This is a genomic window from Aminobacter ciceronei (assembly GCF_014138625.1).
Classification (GTDB): domain Bacteria; phylum Pseudomonadota; class Alphaproteobacteria; order Rhizobiales; family Rhizobiaceae; genus Aminobacter; species Aminobacter ciceronei.
Genome location: NZ_JACJHY010000004.1, coordinates 42,136 through 68,267, shown reverse-complemented (window position 1 = coordinate 68,267; position 26,132 = coordinate 42,136). Strand labels below are relative to the sequence as shown.

The window sequence follows — 26,132 nt, the reverse complement described above, 5'->3', positions numbered from 1 at the left end:
TCCGCTATCGAATCGGACACCCCAGTCTCCCTTTCTTACGCCGCCGTCAGCTCCATCATCACGTTACGAAACCGGGCCGCAATAGCATCCCTGCGGAAATGTGCGCCATCAGTCACGACTTTGCGGCCATTTGCCCAGACACAGTCGACTTTTCCGCCCGAGGCGAAGATCCAGGCATCGAGAATGGCGTCGTCCGACTTGCCGGCAAGCGTCGGGTGGTTGGGGGCGAGCGAGACGAAATCGGCGGCAGCGCCTGCCGCCAGTCCCGCCGTGCCCACGCCGAGCGCCTGGGCGCCACCGCCAAGTGCCGCATCGAACAAGGCGCGGCCGGTCGACTGGCCTGAGGTGGCAAGCACATTGCGGGCGCGATGGGCGAGGCGCTGCGAATATTCGAGCATCCTGAGTTCGCCACTGAGGCCGATCTCGACATTGGAATCCGAGCCGACGCCGTATTTGCCGCCATGTTCGACAAACAGCGGTGCGGCAAAGACGCCGTCGCCGAGATTGGCCTCGGTGATCGGGCACAGGCCGGCGACCGCGCCCGACCGCGCCATGGCGATCGTCTCGGCTTCGGTCATGTGGGTGGCGTGGATCAGGCACCAGCGCCTGTCGACATTGGCATGGCTGAGCAGCCATTCCACCGGCCGGGCGCCCGACCAGGCGACGCAGTCTTCGACTTCCTTGACCTGTTCGGCGATGTGGATGTGAACAGGGCCTGACGTCAGCGCGGTGACTATGGCCAGTTCGTCAGGCGTTGCGGCGCGCAGGCTGTGCGGCGCAAGGCCGAGCACCGCACCGTTGATGCCCTTCAGCGCTTCGCCGCACCTCTCAAAAAGCCTGGCGAAGCGATTCGTATCGTTGATGAATCGGCGCTGGCCGTCATTGGCGGGCGCGCCGCCGAAACCCGAATGGGCGTAGAACACCGGCAGCAAGGTCAGCCCGATGCCGGTAGCGACAGAGGCCGCCGCGATGCGTTCGGCCATCTCGGCGATGTTGGCATAGGGGCTGCCGTCGCGGTCGTGATGGAGATAGTGGAACTCGCCGACGCGGGAAAAACCGGCCTCCAGCATTTCGACATAGAGCTGGGCTGCGACCGCCTCGACCTGCTCTGGGGTCATCGACAGCGCGAAGCGGTACATCACCTCCCGCCAGGACCAGAAGCTGTCCGACGACGGCCCGCGGATTTCGGCGAGGCCGGCCATGCCGCGCTGGAAGGCATGGCTGTGCAGATTGGGCATGCCGGGCAGGACAATGGCGTGGCGCTCGTCGCCGGGCTGGGCGGCCGCGCCTGTTTCCACCGTCGCGATGCGGCCGCCGGCCAATGTCATCCGCACGTTGCGTTGCCAGCCGTCGGCCAGCAGCGCCTGTTCCGCAAAGATCGTCGCCACCAGAATCTCCTCACCTTTCATGTGCACGATAGCACTTGCATCGCCTTTCTGATATGTATATACATAATCGCAGTTGGAGGAAACGAAAAAGATGATGGCTGGCAACCAATCAGCGACATCGGCAAGAATCTGGCGCAATGCGCGGCTGGCGACGCTGGCTGAAGCTGCCACCGGCCTTGGCATTGTCGAAAACGGTGCGATTGCCGCCCATGACGGCCGCATCGTCTTTGCTGGCCCGGAAGCCGACATGCCCCAGGCTCTGCGCGACGGTGCCGACCTCATCGACTGCGAGGGGCGCTGGATCACGCCGGGCCTGATCGACTGCCACACCCATCTCGTCCATGCCGGCAACCGCGCCAACGAGTTCGAGATGCGGCTGGCGGGTGCGACCTATGAAGAGGTGGCGCGGGCAGGGGGCGGCATCGTCTCGTCGGTCAAGGCGCTGCGCGCGGCGAGCCAGTCCGATCTGGTGGCCCAGACCTTGCCGCGCCTCGATGCGCTGGTTTCAGAAGGTGTCACCACCGTCGAAGTCAAGTCGGGCTACGGTCTCGACCTCGACAACGAAGCCAAGTCGCTGCGCGCCGCAAGGCTGCTGGCCGAACTGCGGCCGGTGACCGTGCGCACCACGTTCCTCGGGGCGCACGCGCTGCCGCCGGAAGCCAACGGCGACAAGGACGCCTATATCGACCTCGTTGCCGGCCCGATGCTTGACAGGATCGCGGCCGAGGGCCTTGCCGACGCCGTCGACGGCTTCTGCGAGGGCATCGCATTCTCGACCGCGCAGATCACGCGTGTCTTCGACGCCGCGCGCGCCAAGGGCCTGCCGGTCAAGCTCCATGCCGACCAGCTGTCCAATCTCGGCGGTGCGACCCTTGCCGCACATTATGGTGCGCTGTCGGCCGACCATCTCGAATACACCGATGACGCCGGTGCCACCGCAATGGCTGCGGCAGGCACGGTCGCCGTCATCCTGCCCGGCGCCTTCTATTTCATCCGCGAGACAAAAAAGCCGCCGGTCGAGCTGTTCCGCCGCCACGGCGTCAGGATGGCGGTTGCCACCGACAACAATCCCGGCACCTCGCCGCTGACCTCGCTGCTTCTGACCATGAACATGGCAGCGACCCTGTTTGCCATGACGGTCGAGGAATGCCTCGCCGGCACCACCCGCGAGGCCGCCCGCGCGCTCGGGCTGCTCACCGAGACCGGCACGCTCGAAAAAGGAAAATGGGCCGATCTCGCCATCTGGGACATCGAAAGCCCGGCCGAACTTGTCTATCGCATGGGGTTCAACCCGCTCCATGCCCGTATCTGGAGGGGAAAATGACCACGCTTGTATTGAACCCCGGCAATGCCACGCTTGCCGACTGGCGCGCCATCTATCGCGGCGCCGTTCCTGAACTCGATCCGGCCTGTCGCCCCGGGATCAAGGCCAGCGCGGAGACGGTGGCGCGGATCGTTGCCAAGGGCGAGCCGGTCTATGGCATCAACACCGGCTTCGGCAAGCTCGCCAGCGTCCGCATCCCGGCCAACGACCTCGAAACGCTCCAGCGCAACATCGTGCTCAGCCATGCCGCCGGCGTCGGCGAGGCGATGCCGGTTGCCGTGACCCGCCTGATGATGGCGCTCAAGCTCGCCAGCCTGGCGCAGGGCGCCTCCGGCGTGCGCGAACAGACCATCGACCTGTTGCAGCAGATGCTCGCCAAGGGCGTCATTCCGGTCGTGCCGGCGCAAGGGTCGGTCGGCGCCTCGGGCGATCTGGCGCCGCTGTCGCACATGACCGCAACGATGATCGGCGTCGGCGACTGCCACACCCCGCATGGCATCGTGCCGGCCAAGGTCGCTTTCGTTACCCACGAACTCGAGCCGATCACCCTGGGCGCCAAGGAAGGCCTGGCGCTGCTCAACGGCACCCAGTTCTCGACCGCTTACGGGCTCGCCGCTCTGTTTGAGGCGGAAAATCTCTATCATTCGGCGCTGGTGTCAGGCGCGCTGTCGACCGATGCCGCCAAGGGCTCGGATGCGCCGTTCGACCCGCGCATCCATGTCCTGCGCAAGCACCGCGGCCAGATCGAGACGGCTGAGACGCTGCGCAATCTGATGGCCGGCAGCGCTATTCGCGAAAGCCACCGCATCGGCGACGAGCGTGTCCAGGATCCGTACTGCCTGCGCTGCCAACCGCAGGTCATGGGTGCTGCCCTGACCTTGTTGCGCCAGGCCGCCGACACGCTCGGCACCGAGGCCAACGGCGTCACCGACAATCCGCTGATCTTCACCGAGGACGACACCGCGCTGTCGGGTGGCAATTTCCACGCCGAGCCGGTGGCATTTGCCGCCGACATGATCGCGCTTGCCGTCTGCGAGATCGGCTCGCTGTCGGAACGCCGCATCGCCATGCTGGTCGATCCGGCCCTGTCGGGCATGCCGGCGTTTCTGACGCCGAAGCCCGGCCTCAACTCCGGCTTCATGATCCCGCAGGTCACGGCCGCTGCCCTGGTCTCCGAGAACAAGCAGAAGGCCTATCCGGCCAGCGTCGATTCGATCCCGACTTCGGCCAACCAGGAAGACCACGTCTCGATGGCCGCCCATGGCGCCCGCCGGCTGCTCGGCATGATCGAAAACGCCAATGGCGTGCTCGGCATCGAGCTGCTTGCCGCGGCCCAGGGCTGCGACTTCCATGCGCCGCTGGCCTCGAGTTCGGCGCTCGAAGCCGTGCGCAAGCTCGTTCGTGCCCAGATTCCGCATCTTGACGACGACCGCCATTTCCACCCCGACATGGAAAAGGCCATCGCCCTTGTCCGCAGCGGCGCCATCGTCCAGGCGATCGCCGGCGTCCGCCTGCCCGAGATCTCGGGTGGCGAAAGATGAGCGGCGCGCCCTGGTTGACGGTCCAGCGCGGCGACGCCCCGCTGCTCGTCAGCATCCCTCACACCGGCATAGACCTTGCCGGGCTCGACGATCTGTTCGTGTCGCGCTGGCTGGCGCGGCGCGACACCGACTGGTGGATCGAGCAGCTTTATGATTTTGCCGCCGGCCTCGGTGCAACGGTGGTGCGCACCACGGTGTCGCGCTCGATCATCGACGTCAATCGCGACCCCTCCGGTGCCTCGCTCTATCCCGGCCAGGCGACGACCGAACTCTGCCCGACCACGACCTTCGACGGCGAGGCCCTCTACAACGAAGGGCAGGAGCCCGACGAGGCCGAAGTCGCAAGGCGTCGCCAGACCTATTACGATCCTTATCATGCAGCGCTCGAAGGCGAGATCGTCCGTCTCAGGGCACTGCATCCCGAGATCGTGCTCTATGACTGCCATTCGATCCGCTCGGTCATCCCCAGGCTGTTCGACGGCAAGCTGCCGCTGTTCAACCTCGGCACCAATTCCGGCAAGAGTGCCGATCCCGCCTTGCAGGAACAGGTCGCATCGCTGATGGCAGCCAGCGGCAGGCCCTGGGTGGTCAATGGCCGCTTCAAGGGCGGCTGGATCACCCGCCGGCACGGCCAGCCGGAGCAGGGCGTCCATGCCTTGCAGATGGAACTGTCCTGCCGCGGCTACATGCTCGAGCCGACAGGCAAGGTCGAACCGGCCAACTGGCCGAGCCGCTACGATCCCGAATTCGCCGCACCGATGCGCGCGACGCTCACCAAGATCCTTGAAACCGCGCTCGCCTGGGCGGGCAGCCGACACTCCTAGGGAGGTTTTCGTAATGACCCAACATTCCCGCATCGACAATGCCCGCGTCATCCGCGCCGCCACCGGCACCGAGCTCACCGCCAAGAGCTGGCTGACCGAAGCGCCGCTGCGCATGCTGATGAACAATCTCGACCCGATCGTCGCCGAAAAGCCGGGCGAGCTCGTTGTCTATGGCGGCATCGGCCGTGCTGCCCGCGACTGGGACAGCTACGACCGCATCGTCGCTGCCCTGCGCAAGCTCGAAGGCGACGAGACGCTGCTGATCCAGTCGGGCAAGCCGGTTGGCGTGTTCCGCACCCACAAGGATGCGCCGCGCGTGCTGCTCGCCAACTCCAACCTGGTGCCGCACTGGGCCAACTGGGACCACTTCAACGCCCTCGATAAGAAGGGCCTGATGATGTACGGCCAGATGACCGCGGGATCGTGGATCTATATCGGCAGCCAGGGCATCGTTCAGGGCACCTACGAGACCTTCGTCGAGATGGGCCGCCAACATTTCGGCGGCGACCTCGCCGGCCGCTGGATCCTGACCGCCGGCCTCGGCGGCATGGGCGGCGCCCAGCCGCTGGCCGCGACCATGGCCGGTGCCGCCTGCCTCGCCATCGAATGCCAGGCAAGCCGCATCGAGATGCGCCTCAAGACCGGTTATGTCGACGTCCAGGCCAAGGATCTCGACGATGCGCTCGCCATCATCGACAGGGCCTGCAAGGACAAGAAGGCGATTTCGGTCGCCCTTCTCGGCAATGCCGCCGAAATCCTGCCCGAACTGGTCAAGCGCGGCGTCAAGCCGGATGCGGTGACCGACCAGACCTCGGCGCATGACCCCGTCAACGGCTACCTGCCGATTGGCTGGACCGTTGCCGAATGGGAAGAAAAGCGCGAGCGCGACCCCAAGGCGGTCGAAAAGGCGGCGCGTGCCTCGATGGCAGTGCACGTCAGGGCGATGCTCGACTTCCACAAGATGGGCATCCCGACCGTCGACTACGGCAACAACATCCGCCAGGTCGCCAAGGAAGAGGGCGTCGAGAACGCCTTCGACTTCCCGGGCTTCGTGCCGGCCTACATCAGGCCGCTGTTCTGCCGCGGCATCGGACCGTTCCGCTGGGCAGCCCTTTCGGGCGATCCCGAGGACATCTACAAGACCGACGCCAAGGTGAAAGAACTGCTGCCCGACAACAAGCACCTGCACAACTGGCTCGACATGGCGGCCAAGCGCATCCATTTCCAGGGCCTGCCGGCGCGCATCTGCTGGGTCGGCCTCGGCGACCGCCACCGCCTCGGCCTCGCCTTCAACGAGATGGTCGCCAAGGGTGAGCTCAAGGCGCCTGTCGTCATCGGCCGCGATCACCTCGACTCCGGCTCGGTCGCTTCGCCGAACCGCGAGACCGAGGCGATGAAGGACGGCTCGGACGCCGTCTCCGACTGGCCGCTGCTCAACGCGCTGCTCAACACCGCCTCGGGTGCCACCTGGGTGTCGCTGCACCATGGCGGCGGCGTCGGCATGGGCTTCTCGCAGCATTCGGGCGTGGTCATCTGCGCCGACGGTACCGAGGATGCCGCCCGCCGTCTCGAGCGCGTGTTGTGGAACGACCCGGCGACCGGCGTCATGCGCCATGCGGATGCCGGCTACGACATCGCGCTCGACTGCGCCAGGGACAAGGGCCTCAACCTGCCCGGAATCCTTTGAAACTGATCGACCTTGCGAGGCGGCACCCGGTGCCGCCTCGCATCTTGTTGACTTACTGGGAGGAGGACCCTCATGACCGATATCACCAGCCATGAAGGCGGATCGCGGGCCGGCGCCGGCCTGAAACTTGTGCTTTTCAGCCTCATTGGCATAATCTTCTTTTTCGTACCGGTCACGATCGGCACAAAATCCACCATCCTCCTTGATCATGCCGCGACCGCGCTGGCGGTCCAATTGCGCCCCGTGGCGGTTGCCTTCGTCTGTCTGCTGATCGCCTATGGCGCCATCGGCCCGTTCGTTCGCGGTTCCTGGAACAGGAACGTCACCGAAGCAATCTTTTCGGCCCTGCGTGTCCTCGGGCTCGGGCTCTCGGTCATGTATCTCACGGGGGGCGGGCCGGAGACTTTCTTTGCCCCCGACATGTTGCCCTTCCTGTTCGACAAGCTGGTGCTCTCGGTCGGGTTGATCGTGCCGATCGGCGCTTTGGCGCTCGCTTTCCTCGTCGGCTACGGCCTGCTGGAGTTCACGGGTGTGCTTGTGCAGCCGGTCATGCGGCCGGTCTGGCGGACGCCGGGCTGGTCGGCCATCGATGCGGTTGCGTCCTTTGTCGGCAGCTATTCGCTGGCGCTGCTGATCACCGACCGGGTCTTCAAGGAAGGCAAATACACCGTCCGCGAGGCGGTGATCATCGCCACCGGCTTCTCGACCGTTTCGGCAACCTTCATGATCATCGTCGCCAAGACCCTCGGCCTGATGGGCAACTGGAACCTCTACTTCTGGACCACCTTCGTCGTGACGTTCGTCGTTTCGGCAATCACCGCCCGAATCTGGCCGATCTCCGGCAAGGATCATCCCGCCAACCGCGACCAGCCGCTTGCGGCCGGAAAGTCCCGCCTCCAGACGGCGATCGATGTCGGCCTCGACCAGGCCCAGGCGGCTCCGCCGCTGCACGCGCTGCTGCGCGACACCTTCATCGACGGCCTGCGCATGGCATCGATCATCCTTCCCAGCATCATGGCGGTCGGGCTTCTCGGCCTGTTGGCGGCCAAATACACGCCGATCTTCGACATACTGGGTCTGGCGCTGTATCCATTCACCTGGCTGGCGCAGTTTAACGATCCGATGCTTGCCGCAAAGTCGCTGGCTTCCGGTCTGGCGGAAATGTTCCTGCCGGCGATCCTGCTGAAAGAAGCCGATCTCGGGCTGAGGTTCGTTGCCGCGGTCGTGTCGGTCAGCCAGGTGCTGTTTTTGTCGGCATCGATCCCGTGCGTGCTGGCGACGTCCATCCCTCTGTCTTTCCGGGACCTGATCATCATCTGGTATATCCGCACCGCTCTCAGCATTCTGGTCACCGCTCCGATCGCCTGGCTGGCGATCAGCATGGGCTGGCTGGCGTAATGGCAGCGCGCATCATCCGTCACGCCGACTGCCGCCCCATGCCGTGGAAGAACGGCGGCGGCGTGACGACCGAAATCCTGGCCTGGCCGTCCGCGGCCGGGCTCGACGCCTTCGACTGGCGCATCTCCATGGCGCAGGTCGCCGGCGGCGGGCCGTTTTCGGTCTTTGCCGGCATCGACCGGACGCTGACCGTTCTGTCGGGCACGATGCAGCTTGCCGCGGGCGATGCCGCACCGGTGGCGTTGTCTCCGCAGTCGCAGCCTTACGCTTTCCCAGGCGATGTCGGCACCGAGGCCGTGCTCATCGACGGGCCGGTGCTCGACTTCAATGTCATGACCCGGCGCGACCGTGTCAGCCATGCTGTCGAGCGGCTGGAATTTTCGGACACGGGCGAAATCGCCCTGGGGCAGGGCATCAGCCTGGTCTTCGTCGCATCAGGTGCGACGCGCATCGGCAGCGAAGCGGTCGCGGCCTTCGATACGCTCTATTCAGATGACGGGCCGGCCAGCTTGACGGTCGCGCCGAACGGGCCGGTATCGCTTCTCAAGGTCTCCATTCGCCTGATATAACAGGGCAATCTCCAAAATCGTCGTGACATCGGCGCGGAACTGGCAAACACTCCCCTGGGGGACGGGTAGGTCAGGCCGGCGATCCAGATCGCGCGGCGCAGTGGAGTATGTGCCATGGACACCTACAAGGTCGGCTATTTCGTCGGCAGCCTTGCCACAGCGTCGATCAACCGCAAGCTCGCCAAGGCGCTGGTCCGGCTCGCGCCCAAGCACCTCGAGATGGAAGAGATCCCGTTTCGCGACCTGCCGCTCTACAGCTATGACTACGACGCCGACTTTCCGCCGCCGGCGCGCGCCTTCAAGAAGGCACTGGCCGGCGTCGATGCCGTGCTGTTTGTCACGCCCGAATACAACCGCTCGATCCCCGGCGGCCTCAAGAACGCCATCGACTGGGCGAGCCGGCCTTACGGCACCAATTCCTTCACCCGCAAACCGTCTGCCGTCATCGGCACCTCGCCCGGCGCGATCGGCACCGCTGTCGCCCAGCAAAGCCTGCGCAGCGTGCTGAGTTTCTGCAACTCGCCGCAGATGAACGCGCCCGAAGCCTACATCCAGTTCAAGCCAGGACTGATCACCGACGAGGGCGAGGTGACAAATGAAGGCACCGCCGAATTCCTCAAGAACTACATGGCCGAATTCCATGCCTTCGTGGTCAGGGTCTACACCGTGTTGCCCCGCGGCGGCTGAGTGGCGGCTGAGCGGCTCGAAGCCCGTTTGGCCACCGTGGTGGCCTGAAATTCGGCTGAAGAAATGCCGGTGTTGCGAAGGTTGACGCGCAGCGCCTGAAATATGGCAAAGATTCATCATGCGAACACGAAAAAGCCCCAATCCTTGCGTTCCGCTCGCGGCCCTGCACTGCTATGAGGCGCGGAGGGAGATTGGCGGCGCCGACGCCATATTTTCACTCCATCCAGGTGCAAGAGCGCTCAATCGACCTGTTGGTTGCATGCAACCAATTCTTGTTTGAAACGGTTTATGTGGCAGGTCCGCGACGCCGGCAGGCGCTGCGGACTTTCTGTCAAACGGAAATGCTGTAGATGAATATTCAGACCGACCCGCGCCGGATCAAAGACGTAGTGCCGAGTTTTCCGGCCGTGGCCGAACAGCCGATCAGGGCGACGGTGCTGCATGAGGACCGGCTGCGCGCGACGGGCGAGAGCATGGCTCGCAAGGAGCTGCGCTCCTATTTCGGTCTCGAAGCCTTCGACTTCCACGCCCGCATCCGCGAGAGCGCCAAGAAGATCCTCCAGGTCTATCGCGACACCAATGCCGCGCAGGGCAGGGGCGAGCCGATCACGCCGGCGGCGCAATGGCTGCTCGACAACAACTATCTGGTCGAAGAGACCATCTACCAGGTCAAGCGCGACCTGCCCAAGCGCTTCTACCGCGAATTGCCGACGATCGATCTCGGCAACGGCCAGTCGGTGCCGCGCGCGCTGGCCATCGCCTGGGTCTATGTCGCCCATTCCGACAGCACCGTTTCGGCGCATATGTTCAAGGCGATCGTCGAGGGCTACCAGGCCGTCGAGCCGCTGCATATCGGCGAGTTGTGGGCGCTGCCGTCGCTGCTGCGTTTCGTTCTGGTCGAGAACCTGCGCCGCATCGCCGTCCGCGTGAACCGCGCCCGCGAAATGCGCGCAATCGCCAACGACGTCGCCGACCGCCTGCAGAGCGTGCAGGAGCAGGACGACGGCCTGGCCCTGCTCAGGGCCTATGCTGCCCACGCCCGCGACACGACCTTTGCAACGCAGCTGCTCTATCGCTTGCGCGACGGTTCGCAGAACGCCGGCAAGGCGTTGATCTGGCTTGAGAACGAGCTCGAGAAGTCGGGCAGCGACGCCGAAGAGATCATCATCGGCGAGCACCACACGTTGTCTTCCGGCAACGTCACGACCGGCAACATCATTCGTGGCCTGCGCCTGATCAATGACCAGGACTGGACGGTCTGGTTCGAGGATGTCAGCCGCGTCGACACGCTGCTGCGCGAGCGCACCAATTTTGCCGAACTCGACTTCGCCTCGCGCGACCAGTATCGCACCGCGATCGAGGAACTGGCGCGTCACTCCAAGCTGTCGGAATTCCAGGTCGCCGAACAGGCGACCGCCTTTGCAAGCAAGGAAGTCGCCGAACAGGCGACCGATTTTGCGCTCAAGGAAGCGCCTGCTTCATCAGAGGATCCTTCGGGTCTGCAGAAGGAACGCTCCGACGTCGGTTTCTTCCTCGTCGGTCCGCGCCGGCAGGAGCTGGAACAGTCGATCGGTTACCGCCCGACCATCGGACGCATCGTCAACCGCGCCTTCCGCAAGACCAACTGGCTCGGCATTGCCCTCCCGGTCTTTGCCCTGACCGTTCTACTGCTTCTGCTGGCTGGTAACGCGCTGGCTGCGCTGGGCCTGCCGACGGCGGCGGTGGTGGTGATGCTGGTGCTGTTTTCGGTTCCGGCCAGCGAGGGTGCGCTCGCCTTCTTCAACACCATCGTGCTGAAGTTTCTCGAGCCGACCCGCCTGATCGGCTACGAGTTCAAGGACGGGGTGCCGGCGGAAGCCCGGACATTGGTGGTGGTGCCGTCGCTGATCGGCTCGCGCGACGATGTCGAGGAGAACATCCGCAACATAGAGATCCATCACCTCGCCAACATGACGGGCGAGATCCATTTCGCCGTGCTCTCCGATTGGCCCGACAGCCAGGCCGAAATCTCCGTCGGCGACCGCGAGATCTATGACTATGCCCGTCGCGAGATCGCCAGGCTCAACCAGCGTTATCCCAGCGAGGGTGCTGCGCGTTTCTACCTGCTGCACCGCCGCCGGCTGTTCAACCCGTCGCAGGGCTGCTGGATGGGCTGGGAGCGCAAGCGTGGCAAGCTGCACGAGCTGAACCTTTTGCTGCGCGGCGACGCCGACACCACCTTCCTGCCGACCGATACGCCGCTGCCTGACAATGTCGTTCACGTCGTCACCCTCGACGCCGACACGCGCATGACGCGCGGCGTCGTTACCAAGCTGGTCGGCAAGATGTGCCACCCGCTCAACCGGCCGGAGTTCGACGCAGAGAAGCGCCTGGTGACCTCAGGCTACGCCATCCTGCAGCCGCGCGTGACGCCGTCGCTGACGACGGGCGACGAAGCCTCGTTCTTCCAGCGCGTGTTTTCAGCCCATCGCGGCCTCGACCCTTACGTCTTTGCCGTGTCCGATCTCTACCAGGACGTCTTCGGCGAAGGCACCTTCACCGGCAAGGGCCTCTACCATGTCGACGCGATGGAAGCCGCGCTCAAGGGGCGCATCGCCGAAAACACCATCCTGTCCCACGATTTGCTCGAAGGCGCGCTCGCCCGCTCGGCACTGGTCACCGACGTCGAGGTGGTCGAGGACTATCCGACCCGCTACTCGGTCGACGCTTCGCGCCAGCATCGCTGGGCGCGTGGCGACTGGCAGCTGCTCGGCTACATCTTCGACCCGAAGTCGGGCGTGCCGGCGCTGTCGCGCTGGAAGATGGTCGACAATCTCAGGCGCTCGCTGACGCCGATCTTCTGGGTTATGGCGGCGATTGCCGGCTGGACGCTGCTGCCCTTCACCCAGGCCGCGCAATGGCAGGCGCTGCTGATCCTCAGCCTGTTCATGGCGCCGACCTTCGACATCATCGACGCAATCCTGCCCAAGAACCGCGAAGCGACCCCGCGCGGCCATTTCAGCGCGCTCGGCCGCGACCTTGCCTTCGGCACCGCGATGGTGGCGCTCAAGGTCGTGTTGATGGCGCATCTGGCCTGGATGATGGGCGATGCGATCATCCGCACGCTCTATCGCCTGTTCGTCAGCCGCGAGAACCTTCTGGAATGGCGCACCGCCTCGCAGGCGCACAAGTCGGGCGGCAACGACCTCGCTGCCTATTACCGCATGATGTATGGCGCGGTGATCATCGCCGCCGTCGGCCTGGTCCTGCCTGTGATGACGGATTCGACCGGCGCCTTCGTTGCCTTCGCCTTCGCCATCTTCTGGGCCGGTTCGCCGGCTTTTGCCTGGCTGATCAGCCGCTCGGCCGAAACCGAAGACCGGCTGCATGTCGCGCCCTGGGACGTCCACACCCTGCGCACCGTGGCACGCCGCACCTGGCACTATTTCGAGACCTTCGTCACGGCGGAGCAGAACTTCCTGCCGCCTGACAATTTCCAGGAAAACCCGACCGGCGTGATTGCCACGCGCACCTCGCCGACCAATATCGGCGTGTATTTGCTGTCGGTCGTCTCGGCCCGCGACTTCGGCTGGATCAGCCTGGCGGACGCGGTGTCGCGCATCGACGCCACCGTCTCGACCATCGAAAAGATGGAGCGCTACCGGGGCCATCTCTACAACTGGTACGACACGACAAACCTCAGGCCGCTCTATCCGCTCTATGTCTCGAGTGTCGACAGCGGCAATCTCGCCGGCCATCTCGTGGCGGTTGCCGCCGCCTGTTCGGAATGGGCGGAGGCGCCCTCGGTCCATCTCCAGGGCGATTTCGAGGGCATTCTCGACATCGTTTCGATCATCGAGGAGAGCGTCGCCGACCTGCCTGACGACCGCCGCCAGCTGAGGCCGCTGCGCCAGCGCCTGATCGACCGCATCGACGGCATGCGCCGGGCCGTGGAAACCATCAAGTCGCAGCCGGAAATGGCCTCGATCCGCACCATCAACCTGGCCGTCTTGTCAGGCGAAATCCGCAAGCTGGCGGGCGCGATCCACACCGAAGCGGCCTCGACCAAGAGCGAAGTGCTTGCCGACTGGGCGAGGACGCTGGAAGTCACCTGCGAGGCGCATGTGCATGACGCGCACAGCGATGACCAGGCGGTCGCGGCCCTGCGCAGCAAGCTGATGGAACTGCGCGAACGCACCCGCAAATTCGCCTTCGAGATGAATTTCTCGTTCCTGATGCGCAACGAGCGCAAGCTTCTGTCCATCGGCTACCGCGTCGAGGAGCACCAGCTCGACGAAAGCTGCTACGACCTGCTTGCCTCCGAAGCACGGCTGACCAGCCTGTTCGGCATCGCCAAGGGCGACATCTCGACCGAGCATTGGTTCCGCCTCGGCCGTCCGATCGTCGAGATCGGCTTCCAGGGCGCGCTGATGTCGTGGTCGGGCTCGATGTTCGAGTATCTGATGCCGCCGCTGGTGATGAAGGAGCCGCAGGGCGGCATCCTCAACCAGACCAACAAGCTGATCGTCCACCGGCAGATCCAGTATGGCCGCTCGAAAGGCATTCCGTGGGGCATCTCGGAGGCTGCCTATAACGGCCGCGACCGCGAACTGACCTACCAGTACACCAATTTCGGCGTGCCGGGGCTTGGCCTCAAGCGCGGCCTTGGCCAGAACACCGTCATCGCGCCTTATGCGACCGTGCTGGCGGCACAGTTTCTGCCAAGCGAGGCGACGGCCAATCTCAGGCGCCTGCGCAAGCTCGGCGCGCTTGGCCGCTACGGCTATTACGACGCCGTCGACTACACGCCGCAGCGTGTGCCCGAAGGCACCGACCACGCCGTCGTCTACAACTACATGGCCCATCACCAGGGCATGTCGATCGTGGCGATTGCCAATGCGATTTTCGAAGGCCGCATGCGCGACCGCTTCCACAGCGATCCGGTGATCGAGGCGGCCGAACTGCTGCTGCAGGAAAAGGCGCCGCGCGACATTCCCGTCGCCACCGTCCGCACCGAGGTGGCCGAACACACCAAGGACGAGACCGCCGATCACAGCGCCGATACGCGCCTGGTGCTCAATCCGATGCGCGCCCTGCGGTCGACTAACCTGATGTCAAATGGCCGCTACTCGGTCATGGTCACGGCGACAGGCTCGGGCTACAGCCGCTGGAACGACATGGCGATCACGCGCTGGCAGCCGGATCCGACCGAGGATCGGCTTGGCACCTATCTGTTCCTGCGCGACACCGAAACCGGCGACTGGTGGTCGGCGACATCGGAGCCGAAGCGCGCCACCGGTGAGCAGACCCAGACCCTGTTCTGCGACGACAAGGCGAGCTTCATCAAGACGGTCGGCACGCTGCGCAGCGAGGTCGAATGCATCGTCGTCTCCGAAGGCAATGGCGAGGCCCGCAAGGTCACCATCTGGAACGACGCTGCCGTCGACCGCCACATCGAGGTGACGTCGTTTGCCGAGCTGGTGCTGGCGCCCGAGGCCAATGACAACGCCCATCCGGCGTTCTCCAAGATGTTCGTCGAGACCGAGATCACCCACAATGGCAGCGCCATCCTGGCGACGCGGCGCACCCGCGCCGCCAACGAGCCTTCGGTCGTCGCGGCGCATTTCGTCACCGACCAGTCGGGCTTCGTGCGCGACACCGAGGCCGAGACCGACCGCCGCGCCTTCATCGGCCGTGGCCGCACCATATCAGATCCGGCGGCGTTCGATCCGGGCGCCAAGCTTTCGGGCAGCGCCGGCTTCACGCTCGATCCGGTGGCGGCCCTGCGCCGCCGCGTCCGCGTGCCGGCCAACAAGAAGGTGACGCTGACCTATTGGACCATCGTCGGCTCGACCCGCGAAGAGGTCGAAGAGACTGTCGCCAAGCTCGACCACCCCGAAGGCTTCCAGCGCCAGGCCATGCTGTCCTGGACCCGCTCGCAGGTGCAGACGCGCCATCTCGGCCTCAACCTGGCTGACGCCGCAAACGTCCAGAAGCTGGCCCGCTTCCTGATCTATCCCGATCCGTTCCTGCGCCTGTCGGCGGATGCCATCGCCTCCGGCCTCGGCCGACAGTCGGCGCTGTGGCCGATGGCGATCTCGGGCGACTTCCCGATCCTGGCGATCCGGATCGGCGACGTCGCCGATATCGAGATCGTCGCCCAGGCGCTGCGCTTCCAGGAATATATGCGCGCCCGCGGCCTCGTCGCCGATCTCGTCATCGTCAACGAGCAGGCCTCGTCCTATGTCCAGGACCTGCAGCAGGCGATCGAGCATCTGTGCGAGAACAGCCGCCTGCGCGGCAAGGAACTCGGACCACGCCAGCATATCTTCGCGGTTCGCCGCGACCTGATGGACGAGGCATCCTACCGCACGCTGCTGGCCGTCGCGCGTGTCTGCCTGCACACCCGCAACGGCACGATCTTTGACCAGATCGAGCGCGCCGAGGCGGCAGCGCTTGCCGCCCGCGACGCATTGACCGCCGCCCAGGCGACCGACCGGCCGGAAACCTCGGCACTGCAGACCTCGCCGTCGCGCAGCGCCCGCAAGAGCGGCGGCGACGGCCTGTCCTACTGGAACGGTTTCGGCGGCTTCGACGCCAATGGCCGGGACTATGTCGTGCGCCTCAATGGCGCCCGGTCGACGCCGCAGCCCTGGATCAACGTCATCGCCAATGGCGGTTTCGGCTTCCACGCTTCGGCGGAAGGCGCTGCCTTCACCTGGAGCCGCAACAGCCGCGACTACCAGCTGACGCCATGGTCGAACGATCCGGTCACCAACCGGCCGGGCGAGGCGATCTATGTCTTCGATCGCGCCAGCGGCAGGACCTGTTCGCCGATTGCAGCGGTGGCGCGTGACGCGGGCGCAAGCTACGAAGCCCGTCACGGCCAGGGCTTCTCGACCTTCCGCTCCAAGCGCGGCACTTTGGCCACCGAACTGACGCATCTCGTCGATCCGAACGATCCGGTGCGCATTTCCAGGCTGAAGATCGAGAACTCCGGCGCGGTGCCGGCCAAGCTCAAGGTCTACGCCTACGCCGAGTGGGTGCTGGGCAACAGTCGGGCCAGGACTGCGCCCAACATCGTGCCGTCGCTCGACGAGGCGACGGGCGCGCTGTTCGCCCGCAACAGCTACGGCCTCGATTTCGGCGAGCGTGTCGCCTTCATGGCGATGGACGGCAAGACCAACTCGGTCACCTCGGATCGCCACGAGTTCATCGGCTTGGGCGGCACCGTCGAGGCGCCGCGCGCCGTGACCCTCGGCGCCGATCTGACCGGACGCGTCGAGGCGGGTGTCGATCCCTGTGCTGCGATCTCGAGGGATGTCGAGGTGCCTGCCGGTGGCTCGATCTCCCTGCTCTGGCTGCTCGGCGATGCCGGTTCGGACGAGGAGGCGAGCGCGCTGGTCGCCCGCCATCTCAAGGTCGATTTCGAACAGAGGCTGGCCGACAACGAGCGCAACTGGCGTTCGTTCCTCGGCACCATCGAGGTCGAGACGCCCGACAAGGCGCTCGACGCCATGGTCAACAACTGGCTGCCTTACCAGAGCCTGGCCTGCCGCATCCGTGCACGCTCGGCCTTCTACCAGGCCAGCGGCGCCTTCGGCTTCCGCGACCAGCTGCAGGACACGCTGGCGCTCCTGATGCACGACGCAAGCCTTGCCCGTGCGCAGATCCTGAACGCCGCCGGCCGGCAGTTTGCCGAAGGCGACGTGCAGCATTGGTGGCTGCCGCGCACCGGCGCCGGCGTGCGCACCATGATCTCCGACGACGTCGTCTGGCTGGCGAGTGCCACCGCGCGCTATGTCACGGTGACCGGCGATGCGGCGATCCTCAACGAGCAACTGCCCTTCATCGAAGGTCAGCAGCTCAACCCGGGCGAGCACGATGCGTTCTTCACGCCGGAGCAGTCCAAGAAGAAGGCCTCGCTCTACGAGCACTGTGCCCGCGCGCTCGACCTCGCCATCAAGCGGACGGCCAAGAACGGCCTGCCGCTGATCCTCGGCGGCGACTGGAACGACGGCATGAACCGCGTCGGCGAGGAGGGCAAGGGCGACAGCGTCTGGCTCGGCTGGTTCCTGCTGCGGACGCTGGGAGAGTTCGCCCCGCTGGCCAAGGCCGAGGGCGATTCAAAACGCGCCAACGCCTGGGACAAGCATGCCACGGCATTGAAGCGCGCGCTGGAGAATGCGGCCTGGGATGGTGAGTGGTATCGCCGCGGCAGCTTCGACGACGGCACGCCGCTCGGCTCGCGCAACTCCGATGAATGCAAGATCGACTCGATCGCACAGTCGTGGAGCGTCATTTCGGGCGAGGGCGATCCGGCACGTTCGCGCACGGCGATGGCACAGGCGACCAAAATGCTGGTCGATGACGAGCTGAAGCTGATCAAGCTGTTCACCCCGCCATTTTCCGAAACCGACAAGGAGCCGGGCTACATCAAGTCCTATCCGCCTGGCGTGCGGGAAAATGGCGGTCAGTACACCCATGCCGCGACCTGGTTTGTCATTGCCTTGGCGGAAATGGGGCAGGTCGACGAGGCCTATCGCTGCTTCTCGATGCTCAACCCGGTCAACCATGCGCTCGACGAGGCGGCGGCCGAGACCTACAGGGTCGAACCCTATGTGGTGGCAGCCGACGTCTATGCCGACGCCTCCAAGGCGGGCCGCGGCGGCTGGACCTGGTACACAGGTTCGGCAGGCTGGCTCTATCGCGCGGCGGTCGAAAGCATCCTCGGCATCAGCCAGCGTGGCAACAGGCTCGTCGTGGCACCAGCCATTCCCAGGCATTGGGAAGGTTATTCGGCGACGCTCCGTTTGGGTGGTGCCGTCTACAGGTTGCGTGTGGTGAGGGACAAAGCCGCTAAAGCTGCGAAAGCAGAAGTCGATGGCGTGAAGGGCAAGGACGCGTCCTTTGCCATGCGCGACAGCGGCGAAGTCGACGTTGTGATCCGCATCCCGGCCTAGCCGGGATGCCCCTGCGTCAACTTGGTTGCCGGCTTTGTCATCATTTTGCCGCAACGATGCCTTTTTTCGTTAAATCTCAATTCCTTATCGGATCACAGCAGATTACCGGCCGTAGCCATGTGTTGTTCGATTTTTTTGAACGGAGCGGCTATCTGCGCATTGTCTTGCGGACCCATGACCGCTATTTGTCGGCTATGGTGCAGTGCACAATAAAGGGACGAACGGGACTCAAGGGGTACCAAAGTGTCGTTGCTTGAAGTTTATTGGAGAGCCCTCCGCTATCTTGCCGCCGACGGCAAGAAGGTCGGGCTGATTTGCGCAGCCAACGTCGTGTTGGCAATCGTGACCATTGCTGAACCGATCCTGTTCGGGCGTATCATCGATGCCATCGCTGGAAAGACGGAAGTCGTTCCGACAATGGCGCTGTGGGCGAGCTTCGGCGCGTTCAACATCGTCGCCTTCGTTCTGGTCGCACGCGGCGCCGACCGCCTGGCGCATGCGCGCCGCGGCGAGGTGCTGTGCCAGTCGTTCGAACGCGTCATCACCATGCCACTGGCCTGGCACCAGCAGCGCGGCACGTCGCATTCGCTGCACACCTTGCTGCGCGCGGTCGAAGCGCTGTTCAGCCTGTGGCTCGAATTCATGCGCACCCATCTGTCGACGGCGGTGGCGCTGGCGCTGCTGATCCCGACTGCCTTTTCGCTCGACGTCCGCATGTCGCTGGTGCTGATCGTGCTTGGCGCGCTGTATCTCGCCATCGGCCGGCTCGTCATGCGCAAGACCAAGGAGGGCCAGGCCTCCGTCGAGCGCCACTATCACAAGGTTTTCTCCCACGTCTCGGACTCGGTCAGCAACGTCGCCGTGCTGCAGAGCTACAACCGCGTCGGCCAGGAAACGGAATCGCTGCGTGCCTATGTGAAGGCATTGATCACCACGCAGAACCCGGTGCTCGACTGGTGGGCGCTGGCATCCGCCATGCACCGCCTGGCCTCGACGATCTCGATGATGGTGGTGCTTCTGATCGGCGCCTATCTGGTCAGCAAGGGCCAGCTGCGCATCGGCGACATCGTTGCCTTCACCGGCTTCGCCGCCCTGCTGATCAGCCGCCTCGACCAGGTTTCGAACTTCGCCAACCAGATCTTCGACGCCCGTTCGAAGCTGGAGGAGTTCTATCGCCTCGAGGACGCCGCCGGCGAGAACCGCGAGCCGGAAGGCCTGCGTGAGCTCGACAACGTCACCGGCCACGTCCGTTTCGAAAACGTCAGCTTCGAGTTCCCCAATTCGGGGCAGGGCGTCACCGACGTCTCCTTCGAAGTGCGCGCCGGCCAGACCATCGCCATCGTCGGCCCGACCGGTGCCGGCAAGACGACGCTGATCAACCTGCTGCAGCGCGTGCACACGCCCCAGCATGGCCGCATCCTGATCGACGGCATCGACACCCGCACCGTGACCAAGAAGTCGCTGCGCCACTCGATCGCCACCGTCTTCCAGGACGCCGGCCTGCTAAACCGCTCGATCGAGGACAACATCCGCGTCGGCCGCGCTGGTGCGAGCTACGAGGAAGTGCATGCTGCAGCGACCGCGGCTGCGGCGCAGGACTTCATCCTGTCCAAGAGCGAAGGCTACGACACCAATGTCGGCGAGCGTGGCGGCCAGCTGTCCGGCGGCGAGCGCCAGCGCATCGCAATTGCCCGCGCCATCCTCAAAAGCGCGCCGATCCTGGTGCTCGACGAGGCGACGAGCGCCCTCGACGTCGAGACCGAGAACCGGGTCAAGGACGCCATCGACATGCTGCGCGACGGCCGCACCACCTTCATCATCGCGCATCGCCTCAGCACTGTCCGCGACGCCGACCTTGTGGTGTTCATGGATCGCGGCCATGTCGTCGAGATGGGCGGCTTCAACGAGCTGTCGACCCGCAATGGCCGCTTCGCCGCCCTGCTGCGCGCCGGCGGCCTGCTCAATGATGAGGAAGTCCGCCGCGTCACCCATGTCGAGGCCGCGGCCTAGTCCATCATCGTCATACGGATCCGGACGGGGCGCCTTGGCGCCCCGTTTGCGTTTGCCCGCGACGCCGGAACAGATTGCGAAGACGCACGCCCAAGGCTATTTAGCGTCCATGACACAGACGACCTCGCAGGCCTGGCGTTTCAGCGACCTCGCCAATCCGACCCGCTTCATCTCGCTGGTCGACAAGATCGTGCCCTGGCTCGGCGGCGCCTCAGTATTGGTGCTGGCGACCGGGCTTTATCTCGGCTTTGCCGCGCCGGCCGATTTCCAGCAGGGCATCACCGTTCGCATCATGTATATCCACGTGCCTTTCGCCTGGCTCGCCATGATGTGTTATTCGGTCATGGCCATCGCGGCGCTCGGCACGCTGGTCTGGCGTCATCCGCTCGCCGATGTCGCGCTCAAGTCGGCCGCACCGGTCGGCGCCGTGTTCACCGCGCTCGCATTGCTCACCGGCTCGATCTGGGGCAAGCCGATGTGGGGCACCTGGTGGGTGTGGGACGCCCGGCTGACCTCGGTCTTCGTGCTGTTTTTGATGTATCTCGGCATCATCGCGCTGACCCGCGCGCTCGACGACCCCGCGCGTTCGGCGCGTGCTGCCGCCGTCATCACGCTTGTCGGCTTCATCAACATTCCGATCATCAAGTTTTCGGTCGAATGGTGGAACACGTTGCACCAGCCGGCCTCGGTGTTCCGCATGGACGGCCCGACCATCGATCCGAGCATGCTCTGGCCCCTCATGACCATGGCGCTTGGCTTTACCCTTCTGTTCTTCACTCTGCATCTAATGGCGATGCGCACCGAGATCTGGCGCCGTCGTGTCACAGCCATGCGCCAGATTGCCGCTCGGAGGGCCGAGCGCCAGCAGGCCTGACGGCCCGAACACGAGGAAGACATCATGTGGCCCGATCGTCGAATTCTTGATCTCCTGGGCCTCGAGCTTCCGATCTTCCAGGCGCCGATGGCCGGGCCCGTCGATTCCGAAATGGTGATCGCGGTCTCGGAGGCCGGCGGCCTCGGCGGGCTGCCTTGCGCGCTGATGACGCCCGAAAAGGCGCGGACCGAACTCGGCATCATCCGGCAGCGCACCTCGAAGCCGATCAACGTCAATTTCTTCTGCCACAAGCAGCCCGAAGACGATCTTGCCCGCGAGGCGGCGTGGAAACAGCGGCTCGCGCCCTATTATCTCGAACTCGGCCTCGACCCCACGGCGCCTGCGCCGCGTTCGGCGCGTGCGCCTTTCGACGAGACCTTCTGCGACATCGTCGAAGAGTTCCGGCCGGAGGTGGCGAGTTTCCATTTCGGCCTGCCTGATGCCGCCTTGCTCGATCGCGTCAAGGCGACGGGCGCCAAGGTGCTTTCGTCGGCGACGACGGCCGACGAGGCGGTGTGGCTCGAGGCGAGGGGCTGCGATGCGATCATTGCGCAAGGTGCCGAGGCCGGCGGTCATCGCGGCATCTTCCTGACCGACGACGTCGCCAACCAGCCCGGCACCTTCGCTCTGGTGCCGCAGGTGGTCGATGCGGTCAAGCTGCCCGTCATCGCCACCGGCGGCATATCAGACGCACGCGGCATCGTTGCCGCCTTTGCCCTTGGCGCGTCGGCGGTGCAGGTCGGCACCGCCTATCTGTTCTGCCCCGAGGCCAAGGTGGCAGCACCGCACAAGGCCGCACTCAAAGCGGCCAAGGACGACCATACCGCGCTGACCAATCTGTTCACCGGCCGGCCGGCGCGCGGCATCGTCAACCGGATCATGCGCGAGGTCGGTCCACTGTCTGAAGACGCGCCGGCATTCCCGCTGGCAGGCGGGGCACTGGCACCGCTGCGAGCGGCGTCGGAACCCAAGGGCTCGGGCGATTTCATGTCCTTGTGGTCGGGGCAGGCGGCGCGGCTTGGCCGCGACATGCCGGCGGCGGACCTGACGCGCGCCCTTGCCGCGGAAACACAGGCCCTGCTGTCGCGCTTCGGCCGTCAGGCTACGGCATGATTCCGAAAAACGGCCACTGATTTTCGCAAAAGATCATGCGAGAACAAGAAGATAGAGCCCCATTCCGAATCATCTGATGAGAATGGGCTCTGGTCGATAAGCCGCCTATTTCGGCGTCAGCGTCCGCCGCACGGCGTCGTGCCAGCCTTTCAGCTTGGCCTTGCGCAGCGAAGGCTCCATGACCGGCTTGAACTGCCGGTCAAGCGCCCAGGCCTTGGAAAACTGTTTGGCCTTCGGCCAGACGCCGGCGCGCGAGCCGGCGAGCCAGGCAGCACCGAGTGCCGTGGTCTCGAGCACCGTCGGCCGGTCGACCGGCGCGTCCAGGATGTCGGCCAGGCGCTGCATCGTCCAGTCGGAGGCGACCATGCCGCCGTCGACGCGCAGCACGGTCTTGCCGTTGCCGCCCTTCCAGTCCTTCTTCATCGCGTCGAGCAGGTCGCGGGTCTGATAGGCGACGGATTCCAGCGCTGCGCGGGCAAATTCCGCCGGCCCGGTGTTGCGGGTCAGGCCAAAGATCGCGCCGCGCGCCTCGGCATCCCAATGCGGCGCGCCGAGTCCGACAAAGGCCGGCACGAGATAGACGTCCTGGCTGTCGTCGGCGTCGGCCGCCAGCTTGCCGCTTTGCTCGGCCTTGCCGATCACCTTGATGCCGTCGCGCAGCCACTGCACGGCGGCACCGGCGACGAAGATCGAGCCTTCCAGCGCATAGGTCGTCTTGCCCTCGAGGCGATAGGCGATCGTCGTCAATAGCCGGTTCTTCGAGCGCACAATGTCGCTGCCGGTGTTGAGGATGGCAAAGCAGCCGGTGCCATAGGTCGATTTCATCATGCCGGGCTCGAAGCAGGCCTGGCCGATGGTCGCCGCCTGCTGGTCGCCGGCAACGCCGAGGATCGGGATTTCGGCGCCGAACAGCGCCTTCTCGGTCACGCCGAAATCGGCGGCGCAATCCTTGACCTCGGGCAGCATGACGGCGGGGATCTTCAGTATGTCGAGCAGCTCGGCGTCCCAGTCGTTCTTCGCGATGTTGTAGACCAGCGTGCGCGAGGCGTTGGTGGCGTCGGTCGCATGCAGCTTGCCGCCGGTCAGGCGCCAGATCAGGAAGCTGTCGATGGTGCCGGCAAGCAGCTCGCCGCGTTCGGCCCGCTTGCGCGCGCCCTTCACCTTGTCGAGCAGCCAGGCGATCTTGGTGCCGGAGAAATAGGGATCGAGCAGAAGCCCGGTCTTTCCAGTGAATTTCGGCTCCAGCCCCTGCTTCTTCAGCCTGGCGCAGAGAGGGGCAGTGCGCCGATCCTGCCAGACGATGGCGTTGTGGATCGGCTTGCCCGTCGTTCGGTCCCAGATGACGACGGTTTCGCGCTGGTTGGTGATGCCGATGGCCGCAATGTCGGCGGCGGTCGTGCCGGCCTTCTTCAGCGCCGCCCTGCAGGTTGTGACGACGCTGTCCCAGATTTCCTCGGGGTCATGCTCGACCCAGCCGGAAGCAGGGAAATGCTGGGTGAATTCCTTCTGGCCGACACCGACAGGTTTCATCGTTTGGTCGAACACGATGGCCCGGCTCGACGTGGTGCCTTGGTCGATTGCCAGAATGAAGCCGCTCATCTTCCCCCTCCGCAGTCACTTGCATGAATAGGGGAGACGGCGCTGCGCCGTCTCCCCGGATAGTTGGCCGGGCGGATGATCCGCCCGAACGCTTACTTGTTCCAGCTCTTCACCAGCTCATCGTAGTTGATGGTGACAGGCTTTTCCTTCTCGTTTTCGATCTTCAGCTGCGGCGCGAGATTGCCGGCCTTGACCGCTTCGGCATTCCAGTAGGCGAGATCGTGCTCTTCCGCCATCTTCGGGCCGATATCGCCCTGGATGCCGGCGCGCTCGAGGCGCTCAAGCACCTTTTCCTGCTCGGCGCACAGCGAGTCCATGGCTTCCTGGGCCGTCTTGGCGCCCGAAGACGCGTCACCGATCGCCTGCCACCACAGCTGAGCCAGCTTCGGATAGTCAGGCACGTTGGTGCCCGTCGGCGACCACTGAACGCGGGCCGGCGAACGGTAGAACTCGATCAGGCCACCGAGCTGTGGGGCACGGTCGGTGAAGCTCTTGTGGTCGAGTGTCGACTGGCGGATGAAGGTCAGGCCGACATGGCTCTTCTTCACGTCGACAGTCTTCGAGGTCACGAACTGCGCATAAAGCCATGCGGCCTTGGCGCGGTCGTCAGGCGTCGACTTCAGGATCGTCCACGAACCGACGTCCTGGTAGCCGAGCTTCATGCCGTCCTTCCAGTAGACGCCGTGCGGCGAAGGCGCCATGCGCCACTTCGGCGTGCCGTCCTCGTTCATCACTGGCAGGCCGGGCTTGACCATGTCGGCGGTGAAGGCGGTGTACCAGAAGATCTGCTGGGCAATCGCGCCCTGGGCCGGCACCGGGCCGGATTCGGAGAAGGTCATGCCCTGGGCTTCCGGCGGCGCGTAAGCCTTCAGCCAGTCGAGATACTTGACGATCGAATAGACCGAGGCCGGTCCGTTGGTGTCGCCGCCGCGCGCGACGCAGGAGCCGACGGGCTGCGACTTTTCATTGACCTTGATGCCCCATTCATCGACCGGCAGGCCGTTCGGCAGGCCCTTGTCGCCGTTGCCGGCCATCGACAGCCAGGCGTCGGTGAAGCGCCAGCCGAGCGAGGGGTCCTTCTTGCCATAATCCATGTGGCCATAGACCTTCTGGCCGTTGACGTCGCGGCCGGTGAAGAACTCGGCAATGTCCTCATAGGCCGACCAGTTGACCGGAACGCCGAGGTCGTAGCCGTATTTCGCCTTGAAGTCGGCCTTGTTCTTCTCGTCGTTGAACCAGTCGTAGCGGAACCAGTAGAGGTTGGCGAACTGCTGGTCGGGAAGCTGGTAGAGCTTGCCGTCGGGTGCTGTCGTGAACTTCGTGCCGATGAAGTCGGCGATGTCGAGGTTGGGGTTGGTGACGTCCTTGCCCTCATTGGCCATCCAGTCGGTCAGGCTGCGGGCCTGCAGATAGCGCCAGTGGGTGCCGATCAGGTCGGAATCGTTGACATAGGCGTCATAGATGTTTTCGCCCGACTGCATCTGCGTCTGCAGCTTTTCGATGACGTCGCCTTCACCGATCAGGTCATGTGTGATCTTGATGCCGGTGATGTCGCTGAACGCCTTGGCGAGCGTCTTCGATTCATATTCGTGCGTGGTGATGGTTTCCGAGACGACCTTGATCTCCATGCCGGCGAAAGGCTTCGCCGCATCGACGAACCATTGCATTTCGGCTTCCTGGCCGGCGCGGTCGAGCGCCGATTGATCCTTGATCTCGGTATCGAGGAAGGCTTTTGCCTCGTCCATGCCGGCAAAGGCATTGCTTGATCCCAAAAGCAGGGCGATCACGCTTGTTGATGCTAGAATATGGCGTCGCATTAATTTCCTCCCAAACAAGGTTGCATTGCCATTTGGCGCCGCCGCGGGCTTGCGGCGGCCCAACATTTCCCCCTCTAGACGAAGCGGAATACGCCGATCGCGTAGACCACTGCGAGAGCGAGAGCCCACCACAGGTTGGGCCCGATCAGGCCCAGCCATGCGAGATGAATGAAGGCGCTGCCGAGCAGCGAAACGAAAAGCCTGTCGCCCCGGGTCGTTTCGAAGCGGAGGATGCCGACGCGCGGATTGCCGCCGGGCGAGAAGTATTCCCACACGCCCATGCCCACGAGCATCAGGAAGATGGTGATGAAGAACGCCGCTGTCGGCAGCGTCCAGGCCATCCATGAAAGGTCCATCGC

General features: G+C 64.8%; 15 protein-coding genes. 11 read left to right on the top strand and 4 right to left on the bottom strand.

Annotated features, from left to right (window positions below; all coding sequences use genetic code 11):
- Positions 1 to 35: 35 nt before the first annotated feature.
- On the bottom strand, positions 36 to 1,388 hold the full coding sequence (locus HNQ95_RS05710) for a formimidoylglutamate deiminase (protein WP_182573688.1): 1,353 nt from the start codon (positions 1,386 to 1,388) through the stop codon (positions 36 to 38).
- Positions 1,389 to 1,482: 94 nt separating this feature from the next.
- On the opposite strand from HNQ95_RS05710, the gene hutI reads away from it, so the two are divergent.
- From hutI to HNQ95_RS05655, 11 genes are all read left to right on the top strand, one after another.
- Entirely contained in the window at positions 1,483 to 2,712 is a 1,230-nt protein-coding gene (hutI, locus tag HNQ95_RS05705; protein ID WP_376769246.1) for an imidazolonepropionase, read from the top strand.
- Positions 2,709 to 4,253 carry a histidine ammonia-lyase gene (hutH, locus tag HNQ95_RS05700; protein WP_182573690.1) on the top strand — a complete coding sequence of 515 codons (1,545 nt, stop codon included), beginning with the start codon at positions 2,709 to 2,711 and terminating at the stop codon, positions 4,251 to 4,253. The genes hutI and hutH overlap by 4 nt, the downstream gene beginning before the upstream one ends.
- Positions 4,250 to 5,077, top strand: coding sequence for an N-formylglutamate deformylase (gene hutG, locus HNQ95_RS05695; RefSeq protein WP_067963253.1), 828 nt, complete (start codon positions 4,250 to 4,252; stop codon positions 5,075 to 5,077). Before hutH ends, hutG begins: the two co-directional genes overlap by 4 nt.
- Before the next feature lie 13 nt (positions 5,078 to 5,090).
- Positions 5,091 to 6,764 carry a urocanate hydratase gene (hutU, locus tag HNQ95_RS05690; RefSeq protein ID WP_154385427.1) on the top strand — a complete coding sequence of 558 codons (1,674 nt, stop codon included), beginning with the start codon at positions 5,091 to 5,093 and terminating at the stop codon, positions 6,762 to 6,764.
- Positions 6,765 to 6,836: 72 nt separating this feature from the next.
- Positions 6,837 to 8,162, top strand: coding sequence for a YjiH family protein (locus tag HNQ95_RS05685; protein WP_182573691.1), 1,326 nt, complete (start codon positions 6,837 to 6,839; stop codon positions 8,160 to 8,162).
- On the top strand, positions 8,162 to 8,731 hold the full coding sequence (locus tag HNQ95_RS05680; RefSeq protein WP_182573692.1) for a HutD/Ves family protein: 570 nt from the start codon (positions 8,162 to 8,164) through the stop codon (positions 8,729 to 8,731). Before HNQ95_RS05685 ends, HNQ95_RS05680 begins: the two co-directional genes overlap by 1 nt.
- A gap of 114 nt (positions 8,732 to 8,845) precedes the next feature.
- Entirely contained in the window at positions 8,846 to 9,418 is a 573-nt protein-coding gene (locus HNQ95_RS05675; RefSeq protein WP_067963236.1) for an NADPH-dependent FMN reductase, read from the top strand.
- 350 nt (positions 9,419 to 9,768) lie between these two features.
- Positions 9,769 to 18,360 (top strand): glycoside hydrolase family 94 protein, encoded by an 8,592-nt coding sequence (locus HNQ95_RS05670; protein WP_182573693.1) that lies wholly within the window; start codon positions 9,769 to 9,771, stop codon positions 18,358 to 18,360.
- Positions 18,361 to 18,603: 243 nt separating this feature from the next.
- A complete protein-coding gene (locus HNQ95_RS05665) occupies positions 18,604 to 20,370 on the top strand; it encodes a glucan ABC transporter ATP-binding protein/ permease (RefSeq protein WP_067963229.1) in 1,767 nt (588 codons plus the stop codon).
- A 109-nt stretch (positions 20,371 to 20,479) separates the two neighbouring features.
- Positions 20,480 to 21,244: a heme ABC transporter permease gene (locus HNQ95_RS05660; RefSeq protein WP_067963225.1), complete on the top strand. Its 765-nt coding sequence runs from the start codon at positions 20,480 to 20,482 to the stop codon at positions 21,242 to 21,244.
- A gap of 24 nt (positions 21,245 to 21,268) precedes the next feature.
- Positions 21,269 to 22,357, top strand: coding sequence for an NAD(P)H-dependent flavin oxidoreductase (locus HNQ95_RS05655; RefSeq protein ID WP_182573694.1), 1,089 nt, complete (start codon positions 21,269 to 21,271; stop codon positions 22,355 to 22,357).
- Between the two features lie 105 nt (positions 22,358 to 22,462).
- Here HNQ95_RS05655 and glpK read toward each other — a convergent pair whose 3' ends face one another.
- From glpK to HNQ95_RS05640, 3 genes are all read right to left on the bottom strand, one after another.
- The gene (glpK, locus tag HNQ95_RS05650; RefSeq protein ID WP_182573695.1) at positions 22,463 to 23,956 is read right to left on the bottom strand and encodes a glycerol kinase GlpK; all 1,494 of its coding nucleotides are present in this window, start codon (positions 23,954 to 23,956) and stop codon (positions 22,463 to 22,465) included.
- A gap of 92 nt (positions 23,957 to 24,048) precedes the next feature.
- Positions 24,049 to 25,773, bottom strand: coding sequence for an ABC transporter substrate-binding protein (locus HNQ95_RS05645; RefSeq protein ID WP_182573696.1), 1,725 nt, complete (start codon positions 25,771 to 25,773; stop codon positions 24,049 to 24,051).
- Between the two features lie 74 nt (positions 25,774 to 25,847).
- The gene (locus HNQ95_RS05640; protein WP_067963213.1) at positions 25,848 to 26,129 is read right to left on the bottom strand and encodes a DUF2160 domain-containing protein; all 282 of its coding nucleotides are present in this window, start codon (positions 26,127 to 26,129) and stop codon (positions 25,848 to 25,850) included.
- Between the last annotated feature and the right edge of the window lie 3 nt (positions 26,130 to 26,132).